This is a genomic window from Roseibium sediminicola (assembly GCF_023156505.1).
GTDB classification, from domain to species: Bacteria; Pseudomonadota; Alphaproteobacteria; order Rhizobiales; family Stappiaceae; genus Roseibium; species Roseibium sediminicola.
The window spans coordinates 1-23303 of record NZ_JALNMJ010000006.1; the positions used below are offsets into that span (position 1 = coordinate 1).

24 protein-coding genes are annotated in these 23303 nt (G+C 62.4%); 7 read left to right on the forward strand and 17 right to left on the reverse strand.

What is annotated here, in order from left to right; translation table 11 throughout:
• Positions 1–359: 359 nt before the first annotated feature.
• Positions 360–1382 (forward strand): methyltransferase, encoded by a 1023-nt coding sequence (locus M0H32_RS10235; protein ID WP_282449315.1) that lies wholly within the window; start codon positions 360–362, stop codon positions 1380–1382.
• A gap of 3 nt (positions 1383–1385) precedes the next feature.
• Here the strand turns inward: M0H32_RS10235 and M0H32_RS10240 are convergent, their stop codons facing one another.
• From M0H32_RS10240 to M0H32_RS10255, 4 genes are all read right to left on the reverse strand, one after another.
• A complete protein-coding gene (locus tag M0H32_RS10240; protein ID WP_248153561.1) occupies positions 1386–1865 on the reverse strand; it encodes a MaoC family dehydratase in 480 nt (159 codons plus the stop codon).
• Entirely contained in the window at positions 1862–2320 is a 459-nt protein-coding gene (locus M0H32_RS10245) for a MaoC family dehydratase (RefSeq protein WP_248153563.1), read from the reverse strand. The genes M0H32_RS10240 and M0H32_RS10245 overlap by 4 nt, the downstream gene beginning before the upstream one ends.
• 74 nt (positions 2321–2394) lie before the next feature.
• Positions 2395–2757 (reverse strand): hypothetical protein, encoded by a 363-nt coding sequence (locus tag M0H32_RS10250; protein ID WP_248153564.1) that lies wholly within the window; start codon positions 2755–2757, stop codon positions 2395–2397.
• A gap of 122 nt (positions 2758–2879) precedes the next feature.
• Positions 2880–3779, reverse strand: coding sequence for an NAD-dependent epimerase/dehydratase family protein (locus M0H32_RS10255; protein ID WP_248153566.1), 900 nt, complete (start codon positions 3777–3779; stop codon positions 2880–2882).
• Between the two features lie 185 nt (positions 3780–3964).
• On the opposite strand from M0H32_RS10255, the gene M0H32_RS10260 reads away from it, so the two are divergent.
• Positions 3965–4864 (forward strand): AraC family transcriptional regulator, encoded by a 900-nt coding sequence (locus tag M0H32_RS10260; protein ID WP_248153567.1) that lies wholly within the window; start codon positions 3965–3967, stop codon positions 4862–4864.
• A 228-nt stretch (positions 4865–5092) separates the two neighbouring features.
• On the opposite strand, the gene M0H32_RS10265 is transcribed toward M0H32_RS10260, so the two are convergent.
• The 5 genes from M0H32_RS10265 to ychF form a co-directional block, all read right to left on the reverse strand.
• The gene (locus M0H32_RS10265) at positions 5093–6868 is read right to left on the reverse strand and encodes an SLC13 family permease (RefSeq protein WP_248153568.1); all 1776 of its coding nucleotides are present in this window, start codon (positions 6866–6868) and stop codon (positions 5093–5095) included.
• 95 nt (positions 6869–6963) lie between these two features.
• Positions 6964–7647, reverse strand: a complete 684-nt coding sequence (locus M0H32_RS10270) for a fumarylacetoacetate hydrolase family protein (RefSeq protein ID WP_248154037.1) — start codon at positions 7645–7647, stop codon at positions 6964–6966.
• Between the two features lie 256 nt (positions 7648–7903).
• Positions 7904–8572 (reverse strand): pyroglutamyl-peptidase I, encoded by a 669-nt coding sequence (gene pcp / locus M0H32_RS10275; protein WP_248153570.1) that lies wholly within the window; start codon positions 8570–8572, stop codon positions 7904–7906.
• Positions 8573–8614: 42 nt separating this feature from the next.
• On the reverse strand, positions 8615–9883 hold the full coding sequence (locus M0H32_RS10280; RefSeq protein ID WP_248153571.1) for an MFS transporter: 1269 nt from the start codon (positions 9881–9883) through the stop codon (positions 8615–8617).
• 129 nt (positions 9884–10012) lie between these two features.
• A complete protein-coding gene (gene ychF, locus M0H32_RS10285) occupies positions 10013–11113 on the reverse strand; it encodes a redox-regulated ATPase YchF (RefSeq protein WP_248153573.1) in 1101 nt (366 codons plus the stop codon).
• Here ychF and M0H32_RS10290 point away from each other — a divergent pair, their 5' ends adjacent.
• Genes M0H32_RS10290 through M0H32_RS10300 form a run of 3 tightly spaced genes read left to right on the forward strand, consistent with a single transcriptional unit; the run spans position 11114 to position 13616 of the window.
• Positions 11114–11287 carry a hypothetical protein gene (locus tag M0H32_RS10290; RefSeq protein WP_248153574.1) on the forward strand — a complete coding sequence of 58 codons (174 nt, stop codon included), beginning with the start codon at positions 11114–11116 and terminating at the stop codon, positions 11285–11287.
• A 57-nt stretch (positions 11288–11344) separates the two neighbouring features.
• A complete protein-coding gene (locus M0H32_RS10295) occupies positions 11345–13039 on the forward strand; it encodes a DUF4384 domain-containing protein (RefSeq protein ID WP_248153575.1) in 1695 nt (564 codons plus the stop codon).
• A 10-nt stretch (positions 13040–13049) separates the two neighbouring features.
• A complete protein-coding gene (locus M0H32_RS10300; RefSeq protein ID WP_248153577.1) occupies positions 13050–13616 on the forward strand; it encodes an OmpA family protein in 567 nt (188 codons plus the stop codon).
• A gap of 276 nt (positions 13617–13892) precedes the next feature.
• Here M0H32_RS10300 and pth read toward each other — a convergent pair whose 3' ends face one another.
• Positions 13893–14651, reverse strand: coding sequence for an aminoacyl-tRNA hydrolase (gene pth / locus M0H32_RS10305; RefSeq protein WP_248153579.1), 759 nt, complete (start codon positions 14649–14651; stop codon positions 13893–13895).
• A gap of 123 nt (positions 14652–14774) precedes the next feature.
• Positions 14775–15407: a 50S ribosomal protein L25/general stress protein Ctc gene (locus M0H32_RS10310; RefSeq protein WP_248153580.1), complete on the reverse strand. Its 633-nt coding sequence runs from the start codon at positions 15405–15407 to the stop codon at positions 14775–14777.
• 300 nt (positions 15408–15707) lie between these two features.
• On the opposite strand from M0H32_RS10310, the gene M0H32_RS10315 reads away from it, so the two are divergent.
• Positions 15708–16049, forward strand: coding sequence for a TfoX/Sxy family protein (locus tag M0H32_RS10315; RefSeq protein ID WP_248153582.1), 342 nt, complete (start codon positions 15708–15710; stop codon positions 16047–16049).
• Positions 16050–16059: 10 nt separating this feature from the next.
• On the opposite strand, the gene M0H32_RS10320 is transcribed toward M0H32_RS10315, so the two are convergent.
• Both M0H32_RS10320 and M0H32_RS10325 read right to left on the reverse strand, forming a co-directional pair.
• Positions 16060–16746 (reverse strand): MOSC domain-containing protein, encoded by a 687-nt coding sequence (locus M0H32_RS10320; RefSeq protein WP_248153583.1) that lies wholly within the window; start codon positions 16744–16746, stop codon positions 16060–16062.
• Positions 16743–17309 carry a MarR family winged helix-turn-helix transcriptional regulator gene (locus tag M0H32_RS10325; RefSeq protein ID WP_248153585.1) on the reverse strand — a complete coding sequence of 189 codons (567 nt, stop codon included), beginning with the start codon at positions 17307–17309 and terminating at the stop codon, positions 16743–16745. The genes M0H32_RS10320 and M0H32_RS10325 overlap by 4 nt, the downstream gene beginning before the upstream one ends.
• 87 nt (positions 17310–17396) lie before the next feature.
• Between M0H32_RS10325 and M0H32_RS10330 the strand changes: the two genes are divergently transcribed.
• Entirely contained in the window at positions 17397–18167 is a 771-nt protein-coding gene (locus tag M0H32_RS10330) for a hypothetical protein (RefSeq protein WP_248153586.1), read from the forward strand.
• Between the two features lie 177 nt (positions 18168–18344).
• On the opposite strand, the gene M0H32_RS10335 is transcribed toward M0H32_RS10330, so the two are convergent.
• From M0H32_RS10335 to M0H32_RS10350, 4 genes are read right to left on the reverse strand one after another with little or no spacing between them, the layout of a single operon-like run.
• The gene (locus M0H32_RS10335) at positions 18345–19637 is read right to left on the reverse strand and encodes an amidohydrolase family protein (protein WP_248153588.1); all 1293 of its coding nucleotides are present in this window, start codon (positions 19635–19637) and stop codon (positions 18345–18347) included.
• Positions 19638–19647: 10 nt separating this feature from the next.
• Entirely contained in the window at positions 19648–20592 is a 945-nt protein-coding gene (locus tag M0H32_RS10340; RefSeq protein ID WP_248153590.1) for an ABC transporter permease, read from the reverse strand.
• Complete coding sequence (locus tag M0H32_RS10345) at positions 20589–21671, reverse strand: ABC transporter permease (RefSeq protein ID WP_248153591.1); 1083 nt, start codon at positions 21669–21671, stop codon at positions 20589–20591. Before M0H32_RS10345 ends, M0H32_RS10340 begins: the two co-directional genes overlap by 4 nt.
• Entirely contained in the window at positions 21668–23215 is a 1548-nt protein-coding gene (locus tag M0H32_RS10350) for an ABC transporter ATP-binding protein (RefSeq protein WP_248153593.1), read from the reverse strand. The genes M0H32_RS10345 and M0H32_RS10350 overlap by 4 nt, the downstream gene beginning before the upstream one ends.
• Positions 23216–23303: the final 88 nt, after the last annotated feature.

Consider the following 23303-nt stretch of genomic DNA (forward strand, 5'->3'; position numbering starts at 1 on the left):
GGGAGCCTTGCTTCGAACGGACTGCCACGTACCGCGGATCGTACGGTCTCCGGCCCACTTGGGAGGGCAGCAACCGGCCCTCCCAAAACCAATCTACAAAAATTCAAACAGATAAGGATCTGTCGCTCGGTTCTCACACCCGTGGCCGATCCTTCGAGACGGGCCTTCGGCCCTCCTCAGGATGACGTTTTTTGTGAGGAACACCCTTGCCATTGATTTGACTTAAGGGAACGCCACTCAGCCTTTCGCTCATTTGCATTGCGCTGCACAATAGTTATAATTGCTTCTTCCCAAGAACATTTTCCGGCTGTGGAATTTCAGTATCTGTCTGTGTTCAGAATATTTCAGGAGGACAATTTATGACCGAAGCCAAGTCTCTGGAAACGGCTGAGGAAATTTCTGATATTGCATTTGGTTTTATGGGGTCGAAGGCGCTTTTTTCTGCGCTTCATGTCGATCTATTTTCAGTATTGTCTGAGAAGACTTTGTCCCCCGCAGAAGTTTCCGAGAAAAGCGATCTGGATCTCGACCGGGCGACAACGCTGCTGACGGCGTTGACCAGCCTCGGACTGGTGCGAAAGGAAGGCGAGGGTTTCACGAATTCGGCGGCGGCCGAAGCCTTTCTGGTCAAGGGCCGGAAATATGATTTCGGCGACTATCTGCGTTTCCAGATCGACAAGCAGATGTATCCGTTCCTGACCCAGCTGAACGAGGCACTGACAGACACGCTCGACGAGGACCAGGTGGCCTCCTACGAGGACTGGTTCAGCGACCCGAAGGAAGCGCGGCTTTATTCGCGTTCCCAGCATGCCGGCTCACTCGGGCCGGGCAGGGGACTGGCCAAGCTGGTCGACCTTTCGGCGGCCCAAACATTGCTCGATGTCGGCGGCGGCACGGGCGCCTTCTCAATTTCTCTGTGCAAGGCCTATCCGGGCCTGCGCTCGACGATCCTGGATTTTCCGAATGTCGCCCGGGTGGGTGAGGAGTTCATCGCCGAGGAAGAGCTGGAAAGCCGGATCTCCTATCGGCCGGGCAACGCCCTGAAGGATCCCTGGCCGGAAAGTGTCGACGCGGTGTTGATGTCCTATCTCTTTTCCGGGGTGCCGGGAACGTCCCTTCCGGGGCTCGTGCGCAAGGCCTACGAGGTGCTGACGCCCGGCGGCGATTTCATGGTGCACGACTTCATGGTGGACGAAAACCGGGAAGGACCGAAGCTGGCCGCTCTTTGGCAGTTGCAGCATACCGCTTTCAATCCGGAAGCCCGTTCGATCACCAGCTCTTACGTGTCCGGACTGATGGAAGCCGCCGGGTTCACGAAGATCGCGGTCGAGCCCATGATCCCGGGCATGACCATGCTGGTCCACGGTCACAAGCCCGAATAGGTATCAGGACGGCTTTCGCTCCACGAACACCGTGCCCTTGAAGGAGAACACCAGTTTGCCGTCCTGGTTGACGGCGAGCATGTCGGAATGGACGAGACCCCAGTCCGGACGGCTGCGGCTTTCGGTCTTGCCGGTGATCACGCGCCGATAGGTGAGGGTGTCGCCGACATAGACCGGCTTGATCCATTTCAGGTCTTCAAAACCCGGTGAGGGCCCGATCCGGGCCGGTGTCCGTCCCTCTGCCAGAGCCGTCTTTTCAAGCGCCTGGTGGGCGCTCACCCAAAGCTTCATGAAGACCGACGCGGTGTGCCAGCCGGATGCGCAGAGGCGGCCGAAATGGGTCCCGGCCGCGGCCTCTTCGCTCAGATGAAACGGCTGCGGGTCGAATTGTTCGGCAAAGCGGATGATGTCTTCCCGGGCAAAGGTGTGCTCTCCGAGTTCGAGCGTGTCGCCGACAGCAAGGTCTTCGAAAAACGCGCTCATGATCCCGGCTCCCGTTTGGCGAACAGGATCGGGTTCTCCCAGAGCAGCACCTCGGTTCCCTGCTGGTTGGCCGCGGTTACGCGCACCGTGACAATGCCGAGATCGGGTTTGGAGCGCAGTTCCTTTGTCTCCAGGATCTCGGCCCTGGCTGTCAGCGTGTCGCCTGGAAAGACCGGGCGCTTCCACTGCAGCTTGCTGATGCCCGGCGAGCCGCGGCCCGAGGTCTTGTTGAGGAGATTGGTCGCCAGCAGGCGCATCACCAGCGATCCCGTGTGCCAGCCGGAGGCCGCCAGTCCGCCCAGGATCGAGGCCTTGCCGGCGTCTTCGTCCAGGTGAAAAGGTTGCGGGTCGAATTCGGAGGCGAACTCGACGATCTCTTCCCTGGTGACGGTCAAGGCACCGAGGTCATAGACCTGGCCGGGCGAAAAATCTTCGAAATGAATCAGATCGGACATGAAAGGCGGTTTTGGTTCTGGGAAACGGAAACGCGGCGACCCGCGTTTCCCTGGCGATCGGCAACGTGTCCGGATCAATCGTAATAGATCTCGTTATCGTCCATATAGACGTTGCTGGCGGCGCAGATATCGATGCTGATCGGGTCGTCGAGAACTTCACTGTCGTCTTCGCCGAGCCAGCCCACCTGGAAGGTCTGGTCGCAATTGCCGGTGTCTGCGGTAAACGTGGCGCGTGCGTTTTCGCCGGGCTGGAGAATGTCGGACAGCCAATTGTCGGACCAGCCGCTGCCATCATTGGTGTAGAAGCCGACCACGATGTTGTTTTCTGTGTTGTTGTAGATCTGGAAATAGCCTTCCGATCCGGTGCCCTGTGCCAGCGCGGCGGTTCCGGTCGCCAACGCAGCCAGGCCGAATGCTGCCGATTTCAAAATGTTCATCTTCTCTCCCCTGGCAGTGTGCTGCCAAACAATTTTTGAGCGCTCAAAAGCTAGTCGCAGCCGCGGGGGAAGTAAATTTAATTGTTCGGCCGGAGCGCCTGTACAGGTCATTTTGGGCCCCGTCAGACCGAGACATATTTTCGCCAGTTGTGTTCTTCCCGGAAACCCAGCACTTCGCGGATCTTGCGGTTCGAAAAGAGCGCTTCGTGCTCGCCCAGTTCACGGGCAAGCGGGACACTTGGGAAATACCGCTCCAGGATCTCCTTGTTGGGAATGTCCACGGAATTGGTGTCGTTGCCGGCGTTGAAGACCTGATAGCCGAGCCCGTCCTTTTGAAGGCACAGATCGACGATCTGGCCGAGGTCGCGGGCATCGATGTAACAGAAGATGTTGCGGCGGCGCTGTGCCGGATCGCGGAAGAAATCGGGAAACCGGTCATATTCATGCGGCTCAATGACATTGCCGATGCGCAGTGCATAGATGTCAAAGCCGGAGCGGCGCTGGAACGCCCGGGCGGTCTGCTCGTTGACAACCTTCGACAGGCCGTAGCTGTCCATCGGATCGACGTCGTAGTCTTCTTCGACAGGCAGCACCTTCGGATCGACGACACCATCGGCGAAGCAGACACCATAGGTGGTTTCCGAAGAGGCGATGACGATCTTGCGAATGCCGAGTTTCACCGCCGCCTCGATAACGTTGTAGGTGCCGACGGCGTTGACCTCGAAGGTTCTGTTGTCCGGGTGGATCAGGATGCGCGGCACAGCCGCGAAATGCACGACGGCGTCGAAGGCGGGCACACCATTGCCCGGTTCCAGCTCGTCGAAATTGGCGTAGCTGGTCATGACGTTGAACATTTCGCCGGAGGAGGTGATGTCGGCGGTCAGATTGTCGACGCCCGGGTGATCCAGCGGGGTCAGGTCGACATTGACGACACGGTGACCGCGGTCCAGCAGATAGGGCACGACATGTTTGCCGGCCTTGCCGGAGCCGCCGGTGAACAGGATCCGCTTCGGTGCGCTCATAAGAAATCTCCAGGCACTTGAGTTGCGTTCATCATGATCAATTCGGCGCCGGAAACCAGCCCCGGCACGTGTCTTTTCCGGAAAAGGTCCTTGTTCCTGAGGGGCGCGGGGCAGGTCGCGGAAACTCCGCAAGATTTATCAGGTGGCCCGGTGCTAGAACGCTTTCACCTCAGCAGGACGGAGCCATGACACAGCACGAAAAACAAAACGTCTCGCCAAAGGACAGCGGTTATATCCGGCGGTTTACCCGGGTCATTGAATATATCTACGCCCATCTGGACGAAGACCCGGATTTGGCGACGTTGGCGGAGGTCGCTGCCCTGTCGCCCTGGCACTGGCACAGGGTGTGGCAGTCCGCCTATGGCGAATCCATTGTGGCCACCGTGAAGCGGCTCCGGTTGCATCGCGCGGCAGCGGACCTCGCCTATACCGACATGCCGCTTGGCGTTGTTGCCGACCGGGCGGGATACGGCAGCCTGGAAGCCTTTTCGCGCAGTTTCAAACAGTCCTACGGGCAGGCACCGTCCGCCTATCGCAGGGCCAAATCCAACCATCAGGTGCAGCCGGCCCATGGCGGCGCCCCTCTTCCCAACCCCAAAGGAGCCAAGCTCATGCACGACGTTGAAATCAAATCCCTGCCTGCCGAGAAGCTGGCATTCCTGCGCCACAAGGGTCCCTATATGCAGATCGGTCAGGCTTTCGAGAAACTGGTCGGAGTTCTGGTCGGGCGCAACCTGATTGGCCAGGCCCAGTCGACCAAGGCGCTGTTTTTCTCAGACCCGACACGGGTGCCGGAAGACGAGCTGGAATCGGTTGCCGGTGTCGGTGTCGCGGAAGACTTTCCGGTCGAAGCGCCGCTGGAGGCGATGGAAACCAGGGGTGGCGACTATGCCGTTCTCCACTACAAGGGGCCCTATGCCAACATGAAACTCGCCTATGACTGGCTCTATGGCGAATGGCTGACCCAGTCCGGGCGGGAACCGGCGGATGCGCCCTGCATGGAGATCTATCTCAACAACCCGCGCGACACCGCGCCGGCGGATCTCCTGACCGACATCTGCCTGCCGCTCAAGCCGGCCGCGTAAAGGGGAGCATTGAGAGGGGGCGGGGTATTGCGCCTTTAAACCGTCCTCGCACCCCGCCTCCACACCCCGCAACGTCATCCTGAGGAGGACCGTCAGGTCCGTCTCGAAGGATCCGCCGCAATTGATTGAATGCGTGGCCGGATCCTTCGAGACGCGAGCAAGCTCGCTCCTCAGGATGACGCTGCGGGGTGCTGAGGCCTCATTGTTCGCAAACCTTCTGAGCCGCCGCTAAAGCGGCCAGAACACCAGGATCGCCGGGATGGCAACGGCCAGCACCAGCAGTTCCAGGGGCAGGCCGATGCGCCAGTAGTCGCCGAAGCTGTAACCGCCCGGGCCCATGATGATGGTGTTGTTCTTGTGTCCGATCGGCGTCAGGAAGGCGCAGGAGGCGGACACGGCCACGCCCATCAGGAACGGGTCCGGGTTGACCCCGAGGGAATTAGCGATCTGGACGGAGATCGGTGCCGCAATCAGGCAGGTCGCGACGTTGTTGAGAAAGTCGGACAGGGTCATGGTGACGATCATCAAGACGGTGAGCGTTACCCAGGCCGGCGCGCCGGCCGTGAGGGAGGTGATGCCGTCGGCAATCAGCTGGGCGTTGCCGGCCTGCTCGAACGCCTGCCCGAGCGGGATCAGCGATCCGAGCAATACAATCACCTTCCATTCAACCGACTGATAGATCTCCGTGCCGCTGACGAGGCCTGCGGCGGCGTAGAGAACGACACAGGCAGCGAGCGCGACGGGCAGATAGGCAATGCCGGCGACGGCCGCTGCGATGGCGAGCGCAAACCCGGCAATGGCGAGCCAGGCCTTGTTGCGCTGGATCACGCCCGTGCTGCGGCCTTCCAGAGGCAGTACACCCAACCAGGTGCAGGCGCTTTCCAGACGGTCCGGCGTGCCGAGCAGCAACAGCACGTCGCCCGCGCGGATGGTCTCATGGCGGACGCGCTTCTGGATGCGGCGTCCCTGCCGGGAAATACCGAGCAGGGTCACGCCCTGCCCATAGAGCAGCCGCATCTGGAAGGCGGACTGGCCGACAATGCGGGCGCTGTCGGGCGCAATCGCCTCGGTCAGCGACAGGGCATTGCCGCTGAGGCCGCCCTTGTGCCGCTCGGAACCGGCGAACTGCAGCTTGGCGGCGCCCATGAAGGCCTCGATGGCCTTTGGATCGCCCTCGACAAACAGATAGTCGCCGGTCTTGAGCGGTTCACGCCGCGCAAAGCCGCGAATGCGGCGGCCGTTGCGGATCAAGCCGATGATGGCAACATCCTTGTCGTCGGCGACGGGATAGAGATCACCGACGGTCATCGGTTTGTCTTGCGGAATGTCGCCGAGCTTCAGTTCGGCTGAATAGAGGCTTTCGGCAAAGCCGTCCTCTTCCGGCGTCTGACGGAAATGGGCGGGCAGCAGGCGCCAGCCGATCAGGGTGACGAAGGCAATGCCGCACGTGGCGACTACCAGCCCGACCGGCGTGAAGTCGAACATGGTGAAGGGACTGCCCAGGGCATCCGAACGGTATTCCGCGATGACGATGTTCGGCGGCGTGCCGATCAGTGTGATCATGCCGCCCAGGATTGTCGCAAAGGATAGCGGCATCAGCGACAGGCCCGGAGACCGGTTCGCCTTCCTGGCGGCTTCCAGGTCCAGTGGCATCAACAGCGCCAGGGCGGCGACATTGTTGATGATGCCGGAAAGGCCCGCGCCGACAACGGACATCAGGCCGACATGACGGGCAAGGCCGTTCGACGCCGACAGGAGGTGGGCGGCGACAAACTCGACCGCGCCGGAATTCATCAGCCCCCGGGAGACGATCAGCACCAGGGCGATGATGATGACCGCGGAATGGCCGAAGCCCGAGAAGATCTCGCCGGACGGCACCAGCCCCAGGAGAGCACCGAGAATCAGCGCGCCGAAGGCGACAAGGTCGAAGCGGATCCGTCCCCAGACCAGAAGCGCGAAGACTGCGCCGAACAGCAGAAACAGGGCGGTTTGGTCGAAGGTCAAGGATGCATGCTCCGGTGCGAAGGCTGATGGCATCACCTGATCACGGGTGCAGCATAATCTCAAGATCCGCCGTTTGTCAGCGGCTCAGATGCGCCTCATGTCACCTTGACGGTCAGCGTAGGCAAACCCTCGATGGACGCCTCGAGCACATCGCCGCGCACCACCGGGCCAACGCCGGAAGGCGTGCCGGTCAGGATCACGTCCCCGGCTCCGAGTTGGAACAGCTCGGACAGTTTCGAAATGATTTCAGGGATCTTCCAGATCAGCTGGTTGAGATCGCCTTCCTGGCGGGTCTCTCCATTGACGGTAAGCGCGATCCGGCCGGCGCCCAGAAAGCCGCAATCGGCGGCAGGCACAACCGGTCCGACCGGGGCGGAGCGTTCAAAGGCCTTGGCCGCTTCCCAGGGACGGCCGGCTTTCTTGGCTTCGGCCTGCAGGTCGCGACGGGTCATGTCGAGGGCAACCGCATAGCCGTAGACATGCTCCAGCGCGTTGGACGCCTTGATGTTGCTCTTGCCGGATTTCAGCATCACGGCGAGCTCAACCTCGTGGTGCACGTCATGCGTCAGCGGGGGATAGGGGAAGGTTCCCGAAGGGTCGAGATTGTCCGGGTTCTTCTGGAAGAAAAACGGCGCCTCGCGATCAGGGTCGTGCCCCATCTCAACAGCGTGAGCAGCGTAGTTGCGCCCGACGCAATAGACCCTGCGAACCGGAAAACCGTTCCGGCTTTCGTTGACGGGCAGAATGACGGGATAGGGGGCCGGGATGACGGTCGGCATGGTGGCGGCTTTCTCGATTGTCGACGTCCTGCTTTTAGAAGGTTCGGCCATAGACTGTCGAGAGCCATGCGACAGGCCGGCGCGCACTTGCGGCCAATGGATGAGCTCTAGGGTCTGTGGACAATTAGGTTTCGGTCTTCGAGCAGAAGGAAAGTTCGCACTTGTGCTGCCCACCACAAGAACTTTCCGACGCACGCGAAACCGAAATCCGCCATTTGCATTCAAACCAAGACCAAATCCCAATTGTCCACAGACCCTAGACCTGCAGCCGTCCGGAGACGGGCACGTCGCTGTCCTGCGGATGCTCCACAAGCGCGGTGAGTGCCAGGCGCAGGCCCTTGGCGGCTGTCGCAACCGACATGCTGGGGGCGCCGAGATTGTGCTCCAGGGCGGCGACTTCCGGCAGGTGCGGCAGGTGGATCCAGCCTGCCGGGATATTTTGCCCGGTAACAGCCAGATGGTGCAGCATGCCGTAAAAGAGATGATTGCAGCAGAAGGTTCCGGGCGCGTCCGAGATGTCGGCCGGTATGCCGCCGGCGCGCATGGCCGTGACCATGGCCCGCACGGGCAAGGTGCTCTGATAGGCGAGGGGGCCGTCCGGCGCGGTCGGCTCGCCTTGCAGCGAAACACCGGCATTGTCTTTCAGGCCGTAGCGCGTACTGTCGTTGAAATTGAGCGCGAAGCGTTCCACCGAGATGGTCGCCCGGCCGCCGAACTCTCCCAGCATGACGACGGCATCCGCGCCGATCTCTCGCAAAGCGTCCCTGACCGTGTCGATGCAGACGAAAAACGTGTTCGGGATGATCCGGGAAACGATTGTCGCCCCCGCGATGCTCTCACCGTCGAGACGCCGCGCGACCTGTTCGGCCGGATTGACCGGCGTGGTGCCGAAGGCTTCGAAGCCGGTCAAAAGGATCGTTTTCATGCGCTTCCGTCCTCTGAGCACTGCCATGCGGGCCGGGCCAGCTCAGTCATCGTAGCCTTCGGTGCCGGGCATGGTCCAGACCACGACGAACGTCAGGAGCCCGGCCGCGACCAGATAGAAGGCCGGTGCCAGCTGGAGATGCGACTTATCAATGAGGAAGGTCGCGACCAGAGGCGCGGTGCCGCCAAACAGGGCCAGCGGGATGTTGTAGCCGAGGGAATAGCCGGTCACGCGCACGGGACGCGGGAACTGGGAGATCATGGTGGCCATCAGCGGGGCGAAGAAACAGGCGAGAACCGCCGCCAGGCCAAGCTGACCCAGAACGATCATAGCCGGATCCTGGTGATGGATCAGCCAGAAGAGCGGCAGACCGAACAGGGTCACGCCACCTGATCCGATCAGCATCAACGCCTTGCGGCTGGTCTTGTCGGCCAGATACCCGACCACGGGCAGCATCAGCATGAACACCACCATGACGCTGGTGTTGATGGTAAGCGCCCGGCTTTCGGTGAGGTGGACATATTCCACCAGGTAAGAGGTCAGATAGACGAAGGTCAGGTAGAAGCCGACACCGTTCAGGATGTTGCAGACGATGGTGCGGAACAGAGCCGGACGATGGTTCCGGAGAACCTCGCCGACCGGCACGCTCACCGGATCATGCGGTGAGGGCGGCATGTCGGTGTCATCGTCCTTGTTGCCGCTGCGGATCAGGAAACCGGTCAGTCCGACCAGCAGGCCGAAGGCAAAGGGAACGCGCCAGCCCCAGCTGCCGAGATCGTCGGCAGGCAGAAGACTGGTGGCCAGGGCCGCAACGCCGGAGCCGAGCAGAACGCCGAAGACGGCGCCGACCAGGGCCCAGGAGACGACAAAGCAGCGTTTGTCCTTTGGCGAGATCTCGTAAAGATAGACCGAAGACCCGGTGTATTCGCCGCCGACGGAAAGCCCCTGCAACAGCCGGAGCAGGGTGAGGGCAAGCGGCGCCAGAACGCCGATCTGGTCATAGGTCGGCAGGAAGGCGATCAGCGTGGTCGGGATCGCCATCAGCGCTACAGAGATCAGCAGGGCCTTGCTGCGGCCGATCTTGTCGGCGATATGGCCCAGCAACAGGCTGCCGATGGGGCGCATCAGAAAACCGGCGGCAAAGACGCCGAAGGTGCTGATCAGGCTGACGGTCGGGCTGCTGCTCGGGAAGAACTGGTGCGCGATGATCGGGGCAAGATAGCCATAGACCGCGAAATCGTACCATTCGAGCGTGTTGCCGACGGTACCGGCCACGATCTTGCGGATCGTCTTGTTCTCGCCTTTGCCCATGATGCCCCTCTCTCTGCCATCCGTTGCGGCGGCGGATCTTAGAGGCGATGTCTTTAGCTTCCGTTTCCGGAGCGAAATGGCAAGGAGGCAGGCCGCATGAAGATCGCTTTCACACGCGGCCTGGTCTCGTTACGTGTTGAACTTGAACAGCAGCACATCGCCGTCCTTGACGATGTATTCCTTGCCTTCGTCGCGGGCCTTGCCGGCTTCCTTGGCCGCGCTTTCACCGCCGAGGCCGACATAATCGTCATAGGCAATCGTCTGCGCGCGGATGAAGCCGCGTTCGAAATCCGAGTGGATCACGCCGGCCGCGCCCGGGGCCTTGGTGCCTTCGGTGATAGTCCAGGCACGGGTTTCCTTCGGGCCCGCCGTGAAATAGGTGATCAGGCCGAGCAGGTCGTAGCCGGCGCGGATCATGCGGTCGAGGCCCGGCTCTTCCAGGCCGATGGTTTCCAGGAACTCGTCCTGTTCTTCCTTGTCGAGCTGGGAGATTTCCGCCTCGATGGCGGCGGAGATGACGACGGCGACAGCGCCTTCTTCCTTGGCCTTTGCAGCGACTTTTTCAGACAGCGCGTTGCCTTCGGCTGCCGAAGCTTCGTCGACATTGCAGACATAAAGCACCGGCTTGGCGGTCAGGAGGTTCAGGCCCTTCAGGATGCGGGCTTCTTCCGCGTCGGAGGTTTCCAGGGTGCGCGCCGGCTTGCCGTCCTGAAGCAGGGCGAGCGCGGCTTCCATGATGGGCAGCACCGCCTTGGCTTCCTTGTCGCCACCGGTCGCCTTTTTCTTCAGGGGCGCGATGCGGCGCTCCAGGCTTTCCATGTCGGCGACCATCAGTTCGGTCTCGACGGTTTCGGCATCGGCAATCGGGTTGATGGCACCGTCGACATGGGTGATGTCGTCATCCTCGAAGCAGCGCAGCACATGGGCGATGGCGTCGACTTCGCGGATGTTGGCCAGGAACTGGTTGCCGAGGCCTTCGCCCTTCGAAGCGCCGCGCACCAGGCCGGCAATGTCGACGAAGGTGATGCGGGTCGGAATGACTTCCTTGGAGCCGGCCACGTTGCGGATGGCGTAGAGGCGCGCATCCGGCACGGCCACTTCGCCGGTGTTCGGCTCGATGGTGCAGAACGGATAGTTGGCAGCCTGGGCGGCTGCGGTCTTGGTAAGCGCGTTGAAGAGCGTGGACTTGCCGACATTCGGCAGTCCGACAATGCCGCACTGGAAACCCATTTGAGTTCGCTTTCGGTTGGTCTGAAACTGTTGCCGCGCTACATGCCCGAGGCCGGTGTCAAGGTCAAGGCTTTGCAAGGGGTGGCGGGGCGTTGTGGCAGCACCTTGTCAGGACACAGCAGAAGAATTGCCGTTCATGGCGATTCGATTGGCCTGATCGCTTTTCTCCTCTAGGGGATCGGCTATACTCGCCTCGGTGTTCGGGGCGATTGATTTGGGAATTGATAAAAGATGGGTTTCCCACTCTGGCGCTCTGGGGCCGCTCGGCCAATATCTGCGCGACTTGCCGGGACGCTGACCGCTTTTGCCTTGCTGTGCCTGGCGTCGTCCGGTGACCGTGCCTTCGCGCAGTCCTTCGATCCGCAAGCGCTGACCGGACTTCATGGCGATGCCGCCATCGATCCGGCGTTGCTGCAGGGTGTCGGCCGGGCGGAAGTGTCCCGGGCCTATATTCCAGATGCCATCGACCTGTCGCCATCGATGCCGCCGCCCTTGCTGCAGATCCACGGCAGCTGTGTCTCCTATGCCATCGGCTATGCCATCCGCGGTTATTACGCGGCGCTTGAGAACAACGTGGCGCCGGGCAGCCGCGCCTTCACGCCGAGCCCGGCCTTTCTGCATTCCCAGATCCGCGACAAGGACGCGGCCTGCGAAAACGCGGGCAGCCATGCCTATTACGCCCTCTCCTATTTCAAGGGGCGGGGCGCGCCGGATCTCGATGCGATCCCGGACAGCGCCATGTGCAGCGAGCGGGTCGAGCGGCCGGCGTCTCCGCCGGACCGGTTCAAGATCCGCGATTTCGAGTTCATCTATGCGGCTGCCCGCGACAAGCGGCCGGTCAGCAATCGGGATCTGGACGCGATCAAGCAGCAGCTGGCCGCAGGGCATCCGGTCGCAGCCGGATACCGGATGGTGAAGGTCGCGCCGTCCTCGCGCATGCCCGAGGGCGTTACCCTGCAATATCTGAAGGCCGGGGAAATCTATCAGGGGTCGCTCGCCCGCAACGACGGCTGGGACACCGGCCATCAGATGGTGCTTGTCGGCTATGACGAACGCCGCCAGGCCTTTCTGGTCCAGAACTCCTGGGGTCCATACTGGTCCGGCGACGGTTTCGGCTGGATCAGCTACGACGCGACGCGCGCCGACCTGCGCAATGCTTCGGTGATGCGCACGGCCAAAGCGCCGCCGCGGCCGGTTCCAGGGATCACGCGCCTGGACCACGGCAACCAGATCGCCCTGAAAGGCGACAGCTGCAGCAGCCTTTATGTGACGGAAGAACCGCCGAACGGCATGCCTTTGCTGGGCGGTTTTGTCAGCACGCAGTCATCGCTTGCAAAATTGCGCGACGAATTCCCGCCTGAACAGGTTCAGAAAATCGCCGTCCGGCCCTGGCCGGTCTGCGAGGTGCTCAAGACTTTGGCGCGCCCCTTAACCGAACCGTCCAGGCCCAGTATCCGGCTGCTCGGCGGCAGCGCGGATCTCGCCTATGGCGACTCGCTGGCATTCGAGGTGACGGCACCCGACTTCGCCTCGTTCCTTTATATCGTCTATCTGCAGGCCGACGGCACAGTGGTCAATCTGCTGCCACGGCGCGGTCCTGTCCGACGCCAAGTGCCTTTCGGCGAGAGCTTCCGTTTTGGCGATGGCCGAGGCGGGCGCCAGACATTCACCGTCTCTCCGCCCGCCGGGGCCGAGGCCATCGTGGTGATCGCGGCGCACAGTCCGATCGCCCAGCTGGAGGAGCTGGAAAACACGGGCAACGGCCAGTTCACCATGCCGGTCAGTGCCGACGGCGGCACGGGGGTCGCCAATGACCGCTATTTTCTGACGGCGCTCAGGGCCGGTCTCGCCGAGCGGCCGGAAGAGACCCGCCTGCCGCGCGAAATCTCAGCCGCCGTGCTGCATCTGACCATCCGGGCCGATTGAGGGAGCCGACATGTCGCATTTGAAACAGATCGTCTCCGCCGCACTTTTCCTGGCGATGATCGCTGTTCTGCCGTCGGGCGTTTCCGCCCAGACCGTGAGCCGCGAGGACATCATCCAGGCGCTGTTGCCCAAGGCGAGCGGCGACAAGGTGCGCTCGTTCCGCAAGCAGGAAGCGCATCCCTTGCGCGGCATCAGCATCGAAGGCCAGTTGCCGCCGGAAGCCGACCTGCCGCGCATCAATCTGACGGTCAATTTCGAGTTCGACAGCGCGTCGCTGACCAATGACGGCATTCTCACCTTGCAGGCGCTCGGCGACGCGCTTCAGGATCCGCGTCTCCGGAACATGAGTTTCCAGATCGCCGGCCACACGGATCTGCGTGGCACGGCTGCCTATAATCTGGATCTCTCCAACCGCCGGGCCTTCATGGTGGCCGAGTTTCTGTCCGCCTTCTACAGCATCCCGCGCGACCGGCTGGTGCCGGTCGGCTATGGCGAAAGCCGTCCCGTCGATCCGGCCAATCCGGAAAGCGGGCGGAACCGGCGCGTGGAGATCATCAACGTCCAGCCCCTGTCCTGAGAGTCTGGCCCATAAATGAAGTCGAAATGGCATTGGAAATGGCGAAACACCGATAGGAAGGGTGCGCGGAGCGGGCTTATTGCCCGGTCAAGCGCGCTGACGACACGGGGTGAAGCCATTTCCATGTCCTTCGGATTTGACCGAATTGGTCTTCCCCTGCGTCGCGAAAGGCTTGAAAATGAACCACATTTCCTGCGCTTTTGCTCCTTGATGAAGACCAATTCGCCTCAAACCATTTCAGCTTCATTTATGGGCCAGACTCTGAGCAACAGCTGTTCAGTCCTTGCCGCCGAGCAGTTTTTTCAGCATGTCGGCCATCGGACCTGACTTGGGCAGGGTGACCGGTTTGGCCTGTCGGGCCTGGCGAATATGGCTCTGGCCCTTCGGTTTTTTGGCCACCGGAGACTGCGCCGGTCCAGCGTTGCTTTTTGCGGTATCAGCCTTGGGCTTGCGCTGCGCCTTTTCAGGTTCCAGTGCCAGGGTCAGTTTGTTGGCGAACTGGCTGTCCTTGCCTTCGGCGAGCAGGTCCGCCTGGTCGGCGACCTCGGTCAGCAACGGTTCCAGCCAGTCATGGTCTGCCTTGGCGAAGTCGCCGAGCACATAATTGGACACCAGTTTCTTGTCGCCTGGATGGCCGATGCCGAGGCGCAGACGCCGGTAATCGGCGCCGATATGGGCCGTGATCGAGCGCAGGCCGTTGTGGCCGCCGTGGCCGCCGCCCTTCTTCATGCGGAACTTGGCCGGCGGGAGGTCGAGCTCATCATAGAGGACGACGATGTCGTCCGGTTCCAGCTTGAAAAAGCGCATTGCCTCGCCGACGGCGCGGCCGGATTCGTTCATGTAGGTGCTGGGTTTTAGCAGCAGGACCTTTTCCGTGCCGAGACGGCCCTCGGAGACCTGGCCTTGAAAGCGCGCGCGCCAGGGCTGAAAACCGGAATGGCGACGGTGGATCTCGTCAACGGCCATAAAGCCGATATTGTGCCGGTTGCCGGCATATTTCGCGCCCGGGTTGCCGAGGCCGACGATCAGTTTCATGACGTACCCTGATGCCTGGATCCTGAAACGAAAAAGCAGCCTGAAACGGCTGCCTTGAAGTGTCTCCCCCGAGGGGAGAGGAGGCGGAGACCGCCTCCTGAATTTTTATAGCAGCAGAGAAGCTTATTCGCTTTCGGCTTCTTCGCCACTTTCTGCAGCATCTTCTTCGCCTTCGTCGGTCTCTTGAACACCGGCCGGTGCAGCGATCGTTGCGATGGTGAAGTCGCGATCGGTGATGGTCGGTTCACAGCCCTTCGGCAGCTTGACTGCGGAAATGTGCAGGCTGTCGCCCGGCTGGGCTTCAGCCAGATCGATTTCGAGGGCTTCCGGAATGCTGTCGGCCGGGACGTTCATTTCAACCGTGTGACGCACAATGTTCAGAACGCCGCCCTTCTTCAGGCCCGGGCAGGTCTCTTCGTTCAGGAAGTGAACCGGAATTTCGACCGTCAGGGTCGCGCCCTTGGCGACGCGCAGGAAGTCGACATGCAGGACATCGTCACGCACCGGGTGCAGCTGGAAGTCCTTGGCAATGACGCGGTGCTTTTCGCCGTCCACGTCGATCGTGCCGATGTGGGTCAGAAAGCCGCCCTTGTGCAGGGTCAGGGTGGTTTCTTTCACCGGAATGGTGATCGGCAGGGCAGGTTTCTTGTCGCCGTAGATCACGGCGGGGAGAAGGCCTTCGCGACGCAGTGCCCGTGCGGCCCCCTTGCCCACCCGGTCCCGTGCCGACGCCTTCAGCTCATAGCTGGCAGCCATGGCAAAACTCCTTCGAGTGTATAGATATCGGACCGGCGAACACCGTGGCAGAAGCTTCAAGTTGTCCGGGATCGGTCCATAAGCGCCTCCTCCAGGGGTGCAGGCGCGAGCGGGGATATACAGAAACCGCAAGGATTGTGCAAGTCCGCAAGGGGCAAACGCCGCGAAAAATCGCTGTGGATCCCCTTCCGTTCCGAATGAAGAATGGGATTTGAGTGGCTAAAGTGAACCTTTTGGTTGACGGATGCCCGTTCCAGAGCAAGGTTTACCGGATCTGTCATATCAGGGGAAGAGGCCGCGATGGCGCTCGACGAGGATCTGAACGACCGCTTGCGCAGCCATCTCGGCAACCGGTCCGGTCTGACCGAAAAGCGGATGATGGGCGGCATGTGTTTTCTGCTCAACGGCCACTTGATCGGCGGCGCCGACCGCACCAAAGAGGGCGAGCGGCGCTTCATCTTCCGGGTGGGCAAGGACAATCACGAGACGGCAACCGGCTTGCCCGGCGCTGTTGCAATGGTCCAGGGCGGGCGCGTGATGAGGGGCCTGTTTTTTGTCAGCGACGATGACGCGTCCGACGAGGTGCTCGACACCTGGCTGGACCTTGCGGTCAGCCACGCGCTCACCTTGACGCCGAAATGAGGATCTGACCTCAGCCCTTCAGGCGGGCGGATGTGTCCTCCCTGAACTCCGGATCGACCTTCCTGGCAAAGGCGCCGCGCCAGGACGCGGTGAGTTCTTCCAGTTGCGACAGGGCTTTGGCGACGGACGACTCGAGCCGGGGATTGAAGCGCGCCAGGATCACCTGGCGCAGGTTCCAGTCCGGGCAGGGACGATCGATCAGTGAGAGCGTGTCACCGGCTTCGATTGTGCCTTCTTCCAGAACGCGGAAATACCAGCCTGTCCTGCCGGTTTTCTGGAAAGACGCTGCCTGGGCCGGATTACCCGTGTGCATGTTCAGTTTCCAGCAGGGCTGGCGGCCCTGCGAGATCTGCAGTCGGGCGGTGCCGGCGCTGAACACATCGCCAATGCACAGGTCTTCCTCGGTGAAGCCTTCGGAGGAGATGTTCTCGCCGAAACCGCCGGGCCGGTAGATCTTGCTGAGTTCCGGAAAGGCTTCGCGCCAATGGGCGTGATGCTCGGACGGATAGTGATGGAGCGCCATTTCCGGCCCTCCATGAACGGCCGTGTCCGCCTGCCTGTCGCCCTTCAGACCGGTGCGGTTGACCTCGACCGGTCCTTCCACGCGGGTCTTGCCGATGGCGGACGGTGCCTTGTCCTCCCAGCGCTGTGCGGGTGTCCCGGTGTAAAGATCAAGAATGCGGGCTGATGCGCTCATGGGTGGGTTTCCAGTTCGGGAGAATGTTCGTGGCAGAGCTGGGAAGCTTCATGCGGTTTGAGGGATACGCCAAGCAGACGGCAATGGCCACCGGTGGCGGTTGGTTCGTGATGACGGCAGGTGCCGCACAAGCCAAAAGACCGGCCTCCTCGGTGATGCAACAGCGCCAGGACGAGGCTTTTCAGGGAGGCTGCGAGACTGGCCGCGACATCCGCCGGCAAGGTTTCCACAACCGTCTCCAAGCCTGACGCGTCTTTCAGAAGGGCCAGCCCATCCTTGGTGACGTCATAGCGGATGCTGCGTTTGTCGGCCTCGGAGCGGGCCTCCGTGATGAGGTCCTTGCGGGCCAGCGCCTTCAGGGTCTGGGACGCGGTGCCGCGCGTTGTCACCAGATAATCGGCGACATGGGAGGGAGCGCGGGAAAACCGGTTGGCGCGGGCGAGATAGGTCAGCGCCGCGAATTGCGACGGGTTCAGCGGTCCGTTCCATTCCTCGGCGGCAGTCAGCCGCGTCAGCCGGTCGATCAGGTCGTGGATTGTCTGGCTGTCGGTGGAGTTGTTCATGGTCGATATGTAGCGAGTCGAAATTAAACTTGCAATAGTTTCGACTCGCTACTATTAAGGTGAGCGTCTCAAACAGGGAGAACACCCATGCTTAAATCAATCCTTGGAAGTCTTATCGTCACCGCCCTGCCCATCACGGCCCTGCCTGGCGCCGCCCTGGCGGATGGTGGTCATGCCCTGCATCAGGAAGGGGCTGTCGTCTCGGCCGAAAACCCGGAAATCGATCCGAATTTCGATATTCTCGCTGCACACGTGCATCGCGAGGGGCGGGTGGTGACCTTCCACATGACCTTGAACGGCACGGCCGGAGAAACCGTGCCGGCGCCAAACGGAGCCCTGGCCGGCGCGCCGGTTCAGTCCTATGTCTGGCCAACGTCGCTCGCCCCGGAAACGGTCGGTTTTGAAGGTGGAAAGGGTATCCTGGCGCTGGTCGCGACCAGCCATCCGGATTTCGACGACACGCCTCTGTTCGATGAAGACGGAGACGGGGATGTCGACAATGACGGTGCGAAATGGCACTCGCACTGGGTGGTGCTGACACCGAATGAAGCCTGCGGACCGGGGGCTCTCTCGGTCCAGGACATTCCGGACGGTGCGACACCGGAAATGCCTGCCACCTGGCCCGGCCTGCCGATCTATCTCGACAGCCCGGGCTTCTCACCGGTCCTTGAGGCCGAGGAGATCACCATCAATGTCGGGTTTGCCGATGACAGCGCGGTCGATGGCTTGAAATATGACGGCGTAACCTCGGCGCTGCGCGTGAACCAGAACGTTCATGCGCCGCTGCTCTGTGTCGTGGATGTCTTCGACGTGGCGTCGGCAGATCTCAGTCTGCCGGGTGAGATCGCCGGGAACTGAGGGTAAGCGAGCGCATGGATTAGCGCTTTCCCCAATCCGTCATCCCGGACGCAGCGAAGCGGAGATCCGGGACCGGAGAGCCACCGGTGCTTGATTTTCGAACGAAAGCTATCGGCTCCCCGGTCCCGGCTCGCGCTGTCGCTTGGCCGGAATGACGAGAAGAAAGGTGACCCGCTCTCAGCCCTCGTGCGGTGCGTAGGCTGCCGGGTCGACGGTCGCCGGGCGGCCCGGCAAAGTCAGGGTCGTCTCGCGAGGCGGGGTGGTGGCGATCACCTTGCCACTCTTTACGACGGCCAGACGGGTCGCCTTCAGTCGGATCGCCTCGATGGCATTTTCGGCCTGCAGAAGAACGAAGTCCGCCTTGCATCCCTTTTCCAGACCGTAGCCTTCGAGCCCCATGGCCTTGGCCGGATGGGCAGTCACGCAGTCGAAGCAGTAGCGGATCGCCTCGCGGCTGGTCATCTGGGCGACATGCAGCCCCATGGAGGCGACTTCGAGCATGTCGCCGGAGCCCATGGAGTACCAGGGGTCCATCACGCAATCATGGCCGAAGGCGACATTGACGCCGTAGGAGCGCAATTCCGGCACCCGGGTCTGGCCGCGCCGTTTCGGATAGCTGTCGTGCCGGCCCTGCAGGGTGATGTTGATCAGGGGATTGGCGATCGCGTGGATCTCCGCTTCGGCGATCAGGGGCAGCAGCTTGGAGACGTAATAATTGTCCATGGAATGCATGGAGGTCAGATGCGATCCGGCCACCCGGCCCTGAAGCCCGAGCCGCTGGGTCTCAAAGGCAAGCGTCTCGATGTGGCGGGACATCGGGTCGTCGGTCTCGTCGCAATGCATGTCGACCATCAATCCGCGCTCGGCGGCAATTTCGCAGAGTCGCGCAACCGAGCGGGCGCCGTCGTCCATGGTGCGCTCGAAATGGGGAATGCCGCCGACAATGTCGACGCCCATGTCGAGAGCCGTCAGAAGGTTCTTTTCCGCGTTGGCTGAGCGGAACAGCCCGTCCTGTGGGAAGGCGACCAGCTGCAGGTCGATATAGTCCTTCACCTTGTCGCGCACTTCCAAAAGGCCTTTGACGCCGGTGAGCCGGTCGTCGCAGACATCGACGTGGGAGCGGATCGCCAGCAGACCTTGAGACACCGCAAGGTCGCAGTATTTCAGTGCCCGTTCGACAACGGCATCAACCGTCAGAATTTCCTTCAGTTCTCCCCAAAGGGCAATGCCTTCCAGGAGGGTACCACTGCGGTTCATGCGCGGCAGGCCGAGGGAGAGCGTCGCGTCCATGTGGAAGTGGCTGTCGACAAAGGGCGGCGAGACCAGCCTGCCGCCGGCGTCCAACACCTGGCCGGCCTCTGCCGCGATGCCGGCTTCCACGGCGGCGATCCGGCCGTCCTTGCAGGCAATGTCGAGGCCGTGCCGGCCGTCGGGCAGAGAGGCGTTCTTGACGAGAAGATCGAAGCTCATGACAGGAAACTCAACGTTGGCCGCGGAAATAGGGAACCAGCAGCGCCCTTGGATAATCCGCCTTGCGGGCCACCACAATCAGCGCGGCGATGGAGAGCAGATAGGGCATCATCAGGAAGACCTGGCCTGGAATGAAACTGCCGACCTCGGTCTGGAGGCGCACCTGGAAAGCATCGAACGCACCGAAGAGCAGCGCGCCGATCAGGGCCTTGCCCGGCCGCCAGGAGGCAAACACGGTCAGGGCAATGCAGATCCAGCCGCGGCCGTTGACCATGCCGAAGAAGAAGGCGTCGAAGGCCGACATGGTCAGGAAGGCGCCGCCAAGCGCCATGATCGCGGAGCCGGCGACGACCGTGCCTATGCGGATGGCATAGACCGAGAGACCCTGGGATTCGACGGCAGCCGGATTGTCACCAACGGCCCGGATCGCGAGGCCGAGCGGCGTGCGGTAGAGCACGTAAGCGGTGGCGAGCACCAGGGCGAGCGCCAGGAATGTCAGCGCCGTTTGCTGGAACAGGGCCGGGCCGATAAAGGGAAGGTCGCTCAGTAGGGGAATGTCGAGCGGCTTGAAAGCCTCGATGCGTGGCGGCGAGGAGACGTCGGGCAGGGCGGTCCGGTAGATGAAATAGCTGAGCGAGGTGGCGAACAGCGTCACGCCGATGCCGGAGACATGCTGGGAAAGCCCCAGCGGCACGGTCAGGATCGCATGGATCAACCCGAAGAAAGCCCCTGCCATGGCGGCGACCAGGACGCCGCCCCAGAGGCCCGCGCCCAGCCAGACGGCCATCCAGCCGGCCATGGCACCGGCCGTAAAGATGCCCTCGATGCCGAGATTGAGCACGCCGGCGCGTTCGCAGACGAGGGCGCCGATCACGCCGAAGATCAGCGGTGTGGCGATCCGGAGCGCGGCTGCCCAGAAATTCGCCGAGATGAGAATGTCGAGGATCTCGGTCATTCGGCGGCCTCCTTCGCGGCCGGACCGCCGACAAAACGGACCTTGAACCTCAAGAACAGGCCGGACACCAGCACTGAGATGAGGGCCATGGCGACGATCAGGTCGGCGAGATAGTTGGAAACACCGGTGGCGCGGGACATGGAATCGGCACCTACAAAGATGCTGGCGATGAACAGCGCCGCCAGAACGACGCCGACCGGCGACAGCCCGGCGAGCATGGCAACGACAATGCCGGAATAACCGAAGCCAGGTGAGAGATCGGCGGTGAGATAGCCTTTCAGCCCGGCAACCTCGCCGACACCGGCAAGGCCGGCAAGCGCGCCGGACAGTAGGCCGACGCGGATGAAGGTGGCGGTGACCGGAATGCCGGCATGGCGCGCGGCCGCCGCGTTTTCACCCACAGCCCGGATCTCGAAGCCCCAGACGGTGCGTTTCAAGAGGAACCAGACGCCGAGCGCGGCCACCAGGGCGACGATCAGCCCCCAGTGAATGCGCATGCGCGCCATCAGTTTCGGCAGGGCGGCTTCGTCGAGGATCGGCTCGGATTGCGGCCAGCCCATGCCCATCGGGTCCTGCATCGGACCTTCCAGCATCATCTGCACGAAGAGCAGGATGACGAAGTTGAGCAGCAGCGTGGTGACGACCTCATCGACCCCAAGGCGGGTCTTCAGAAGCGTCGGGCCAAGCATGACCAGGCCGCCCGCCAGCGCCCCCGCCAGAACCACCAGGGGGATCAGCACATAGGCGGGGCCGGAGACGAGGCCGGTACCGACGGCGACCGCAGCGAGCGCCCCGGCATAAAGCTGGCCTTCAGCTCCGATGTTCCAGAGCTTCGCCTTGAAGGCGACGGCGGCGGCGAGGCCGGTGAGGATCAGCGGAGTGGCCCGCGTCAGCATTTCGGTGAAAGCAAACAGTGAGCCGAACGCCCCCTTGGCCATCAGGCCATAGGCTTCGAACACGGAAAGCCCGGCAAAGGCCATCGGAATGGCGGCGAGCATCAGGGCGGCCAGCGCGGCGGCGACAGAGACCGCCAGCATGCGGGACACGGGCACGGGGCCTCTCGGCTCAAACCGGATCATGCCGCTTCCTCCCCGCCATGTCCGGCCATTCGAAGGCCAAGCGTGCCACGGTCGAGGCTCTCGGTCGGCTCGGCGGCCGAGAGATGGCCGCGATGGATCACGGCGATGCGGTCGGAGAGGCGCATGAGTTCGTCGAGGTCCTCGGAAATCAGGATGACGCCGGCGCCGCGTGCGCGGGCCGCCAGCAGGCGCTGATGCACATCATAAGTGGCGCCGACGTCCAGCCCGCGCGAGGGCTGGGCGGCCAGCACGACCTTCGGCTCGGCTTCGAGCGTGCGCGCCAGCACGATCTTCTGGATGTTGCCGCCCGACAGCAGCCTCGCCGGGCTGTCCTCGCTCTGGCAGCGGATGTCATAGGCCTTGATCAACTGCCGGGCCTTTTCGCGCATGGCGGCGAAGCGCAACAGGCCGAAGCGCTGGTTTTCCGGCTTGCGGATGGTTTCGATGGCCAGATTCTCGGTCACATTCATGGCGCCGACAATGCCGTCGTGGTGGCGGTCCTCCGGAATGCGGGCGAGGCCGTTGTCGATCATGGTCCGGGCGCTGGTGTGCCGCAAAGCGGTGCCTTCCAGCTCCGCCGTGCCGGATGTCGGGGCCCCGAGGCCGGAAATGACCCGGGCAAGCGTTGTCTGGCCGTTGCCGGAAACCCCGGCAATGCCGAGAATTTCGCCGGATTTCAGATCGAGATCGACAGAATGCAGCGCGTCCCGGCCATCGCCCGCGCTGACATTCTTCAGGACGAACAGGGACGCGCCGGGTGATCCGGGCGTGCGCACGGTTTCGACGATCTCGTGACCGACCATCAGTTCGGCGAGCTTGCGCTGGTCGCACTCGGCGGTGGCAAGATCGGCGACCTTGCGGCCGCCGCGCAGCACCGCGACCCGGTGCGAGGAGGCGATCACCTCGGCCAGCTTGTGCGAAATGAAGATGATGCCGAGACCATCCCCGGCGAGCTTCTTGAGCGTTTCGAAAAGCGTTTCGGATTCCTGTGGCGTCAGGACGGCGGTCGGCTCGTCCAGGACAAGCACGCGGGCGTCCCGATAGAGTGCCTTCAGGATTTCCACGCGCTGTTTTTCACCGACGGAGAGCTGCGAAATGCGGGTGTCGAGGGACACGGTCAGGCCGGAGCGGGCCATCAGTTCTTCCAGTTTCCGGCGTGCCGGCGCGCGGGATGAGGCCAGTGCCGCGAGGCGTTCCGTCCCAAGCAGGATGTTGTCGAGGGCGCTGAGGTTTTCGGCCAGCGTGAAATGCTGATGCACCATGCCGATGCCGGCTTCGAGCGCGGCATGAGGTGAGCCGGGCTCGAGCTCAACCAGTGCGTCACCTCCGCCATTGACCAGCACCCGGCCCTCATCGGCGACGTAGTGGCCGAAGAGGATGTTCATCAAGGTGGTCTTGCCGGCGCCGTTTTCGCCCAAAAGGGCCAGGATTTCGCCCCGGCTGAGATCAAGCGACACGTCGCCATTGGCGGTCAATGCGCCAAAGCGCTTGGTGATGCCGTCAAGCCGGAGGACGATGTCGGCCTCCTCAGCGGGTCCCGTCATGCGGAGCTCCGGAAATCAGTTCTTAAAGGAACCGCGCCTATTCGCGGCAAGAAGGAGCCGTCGGCCGGAGGATTGTTCCCGGCCGACG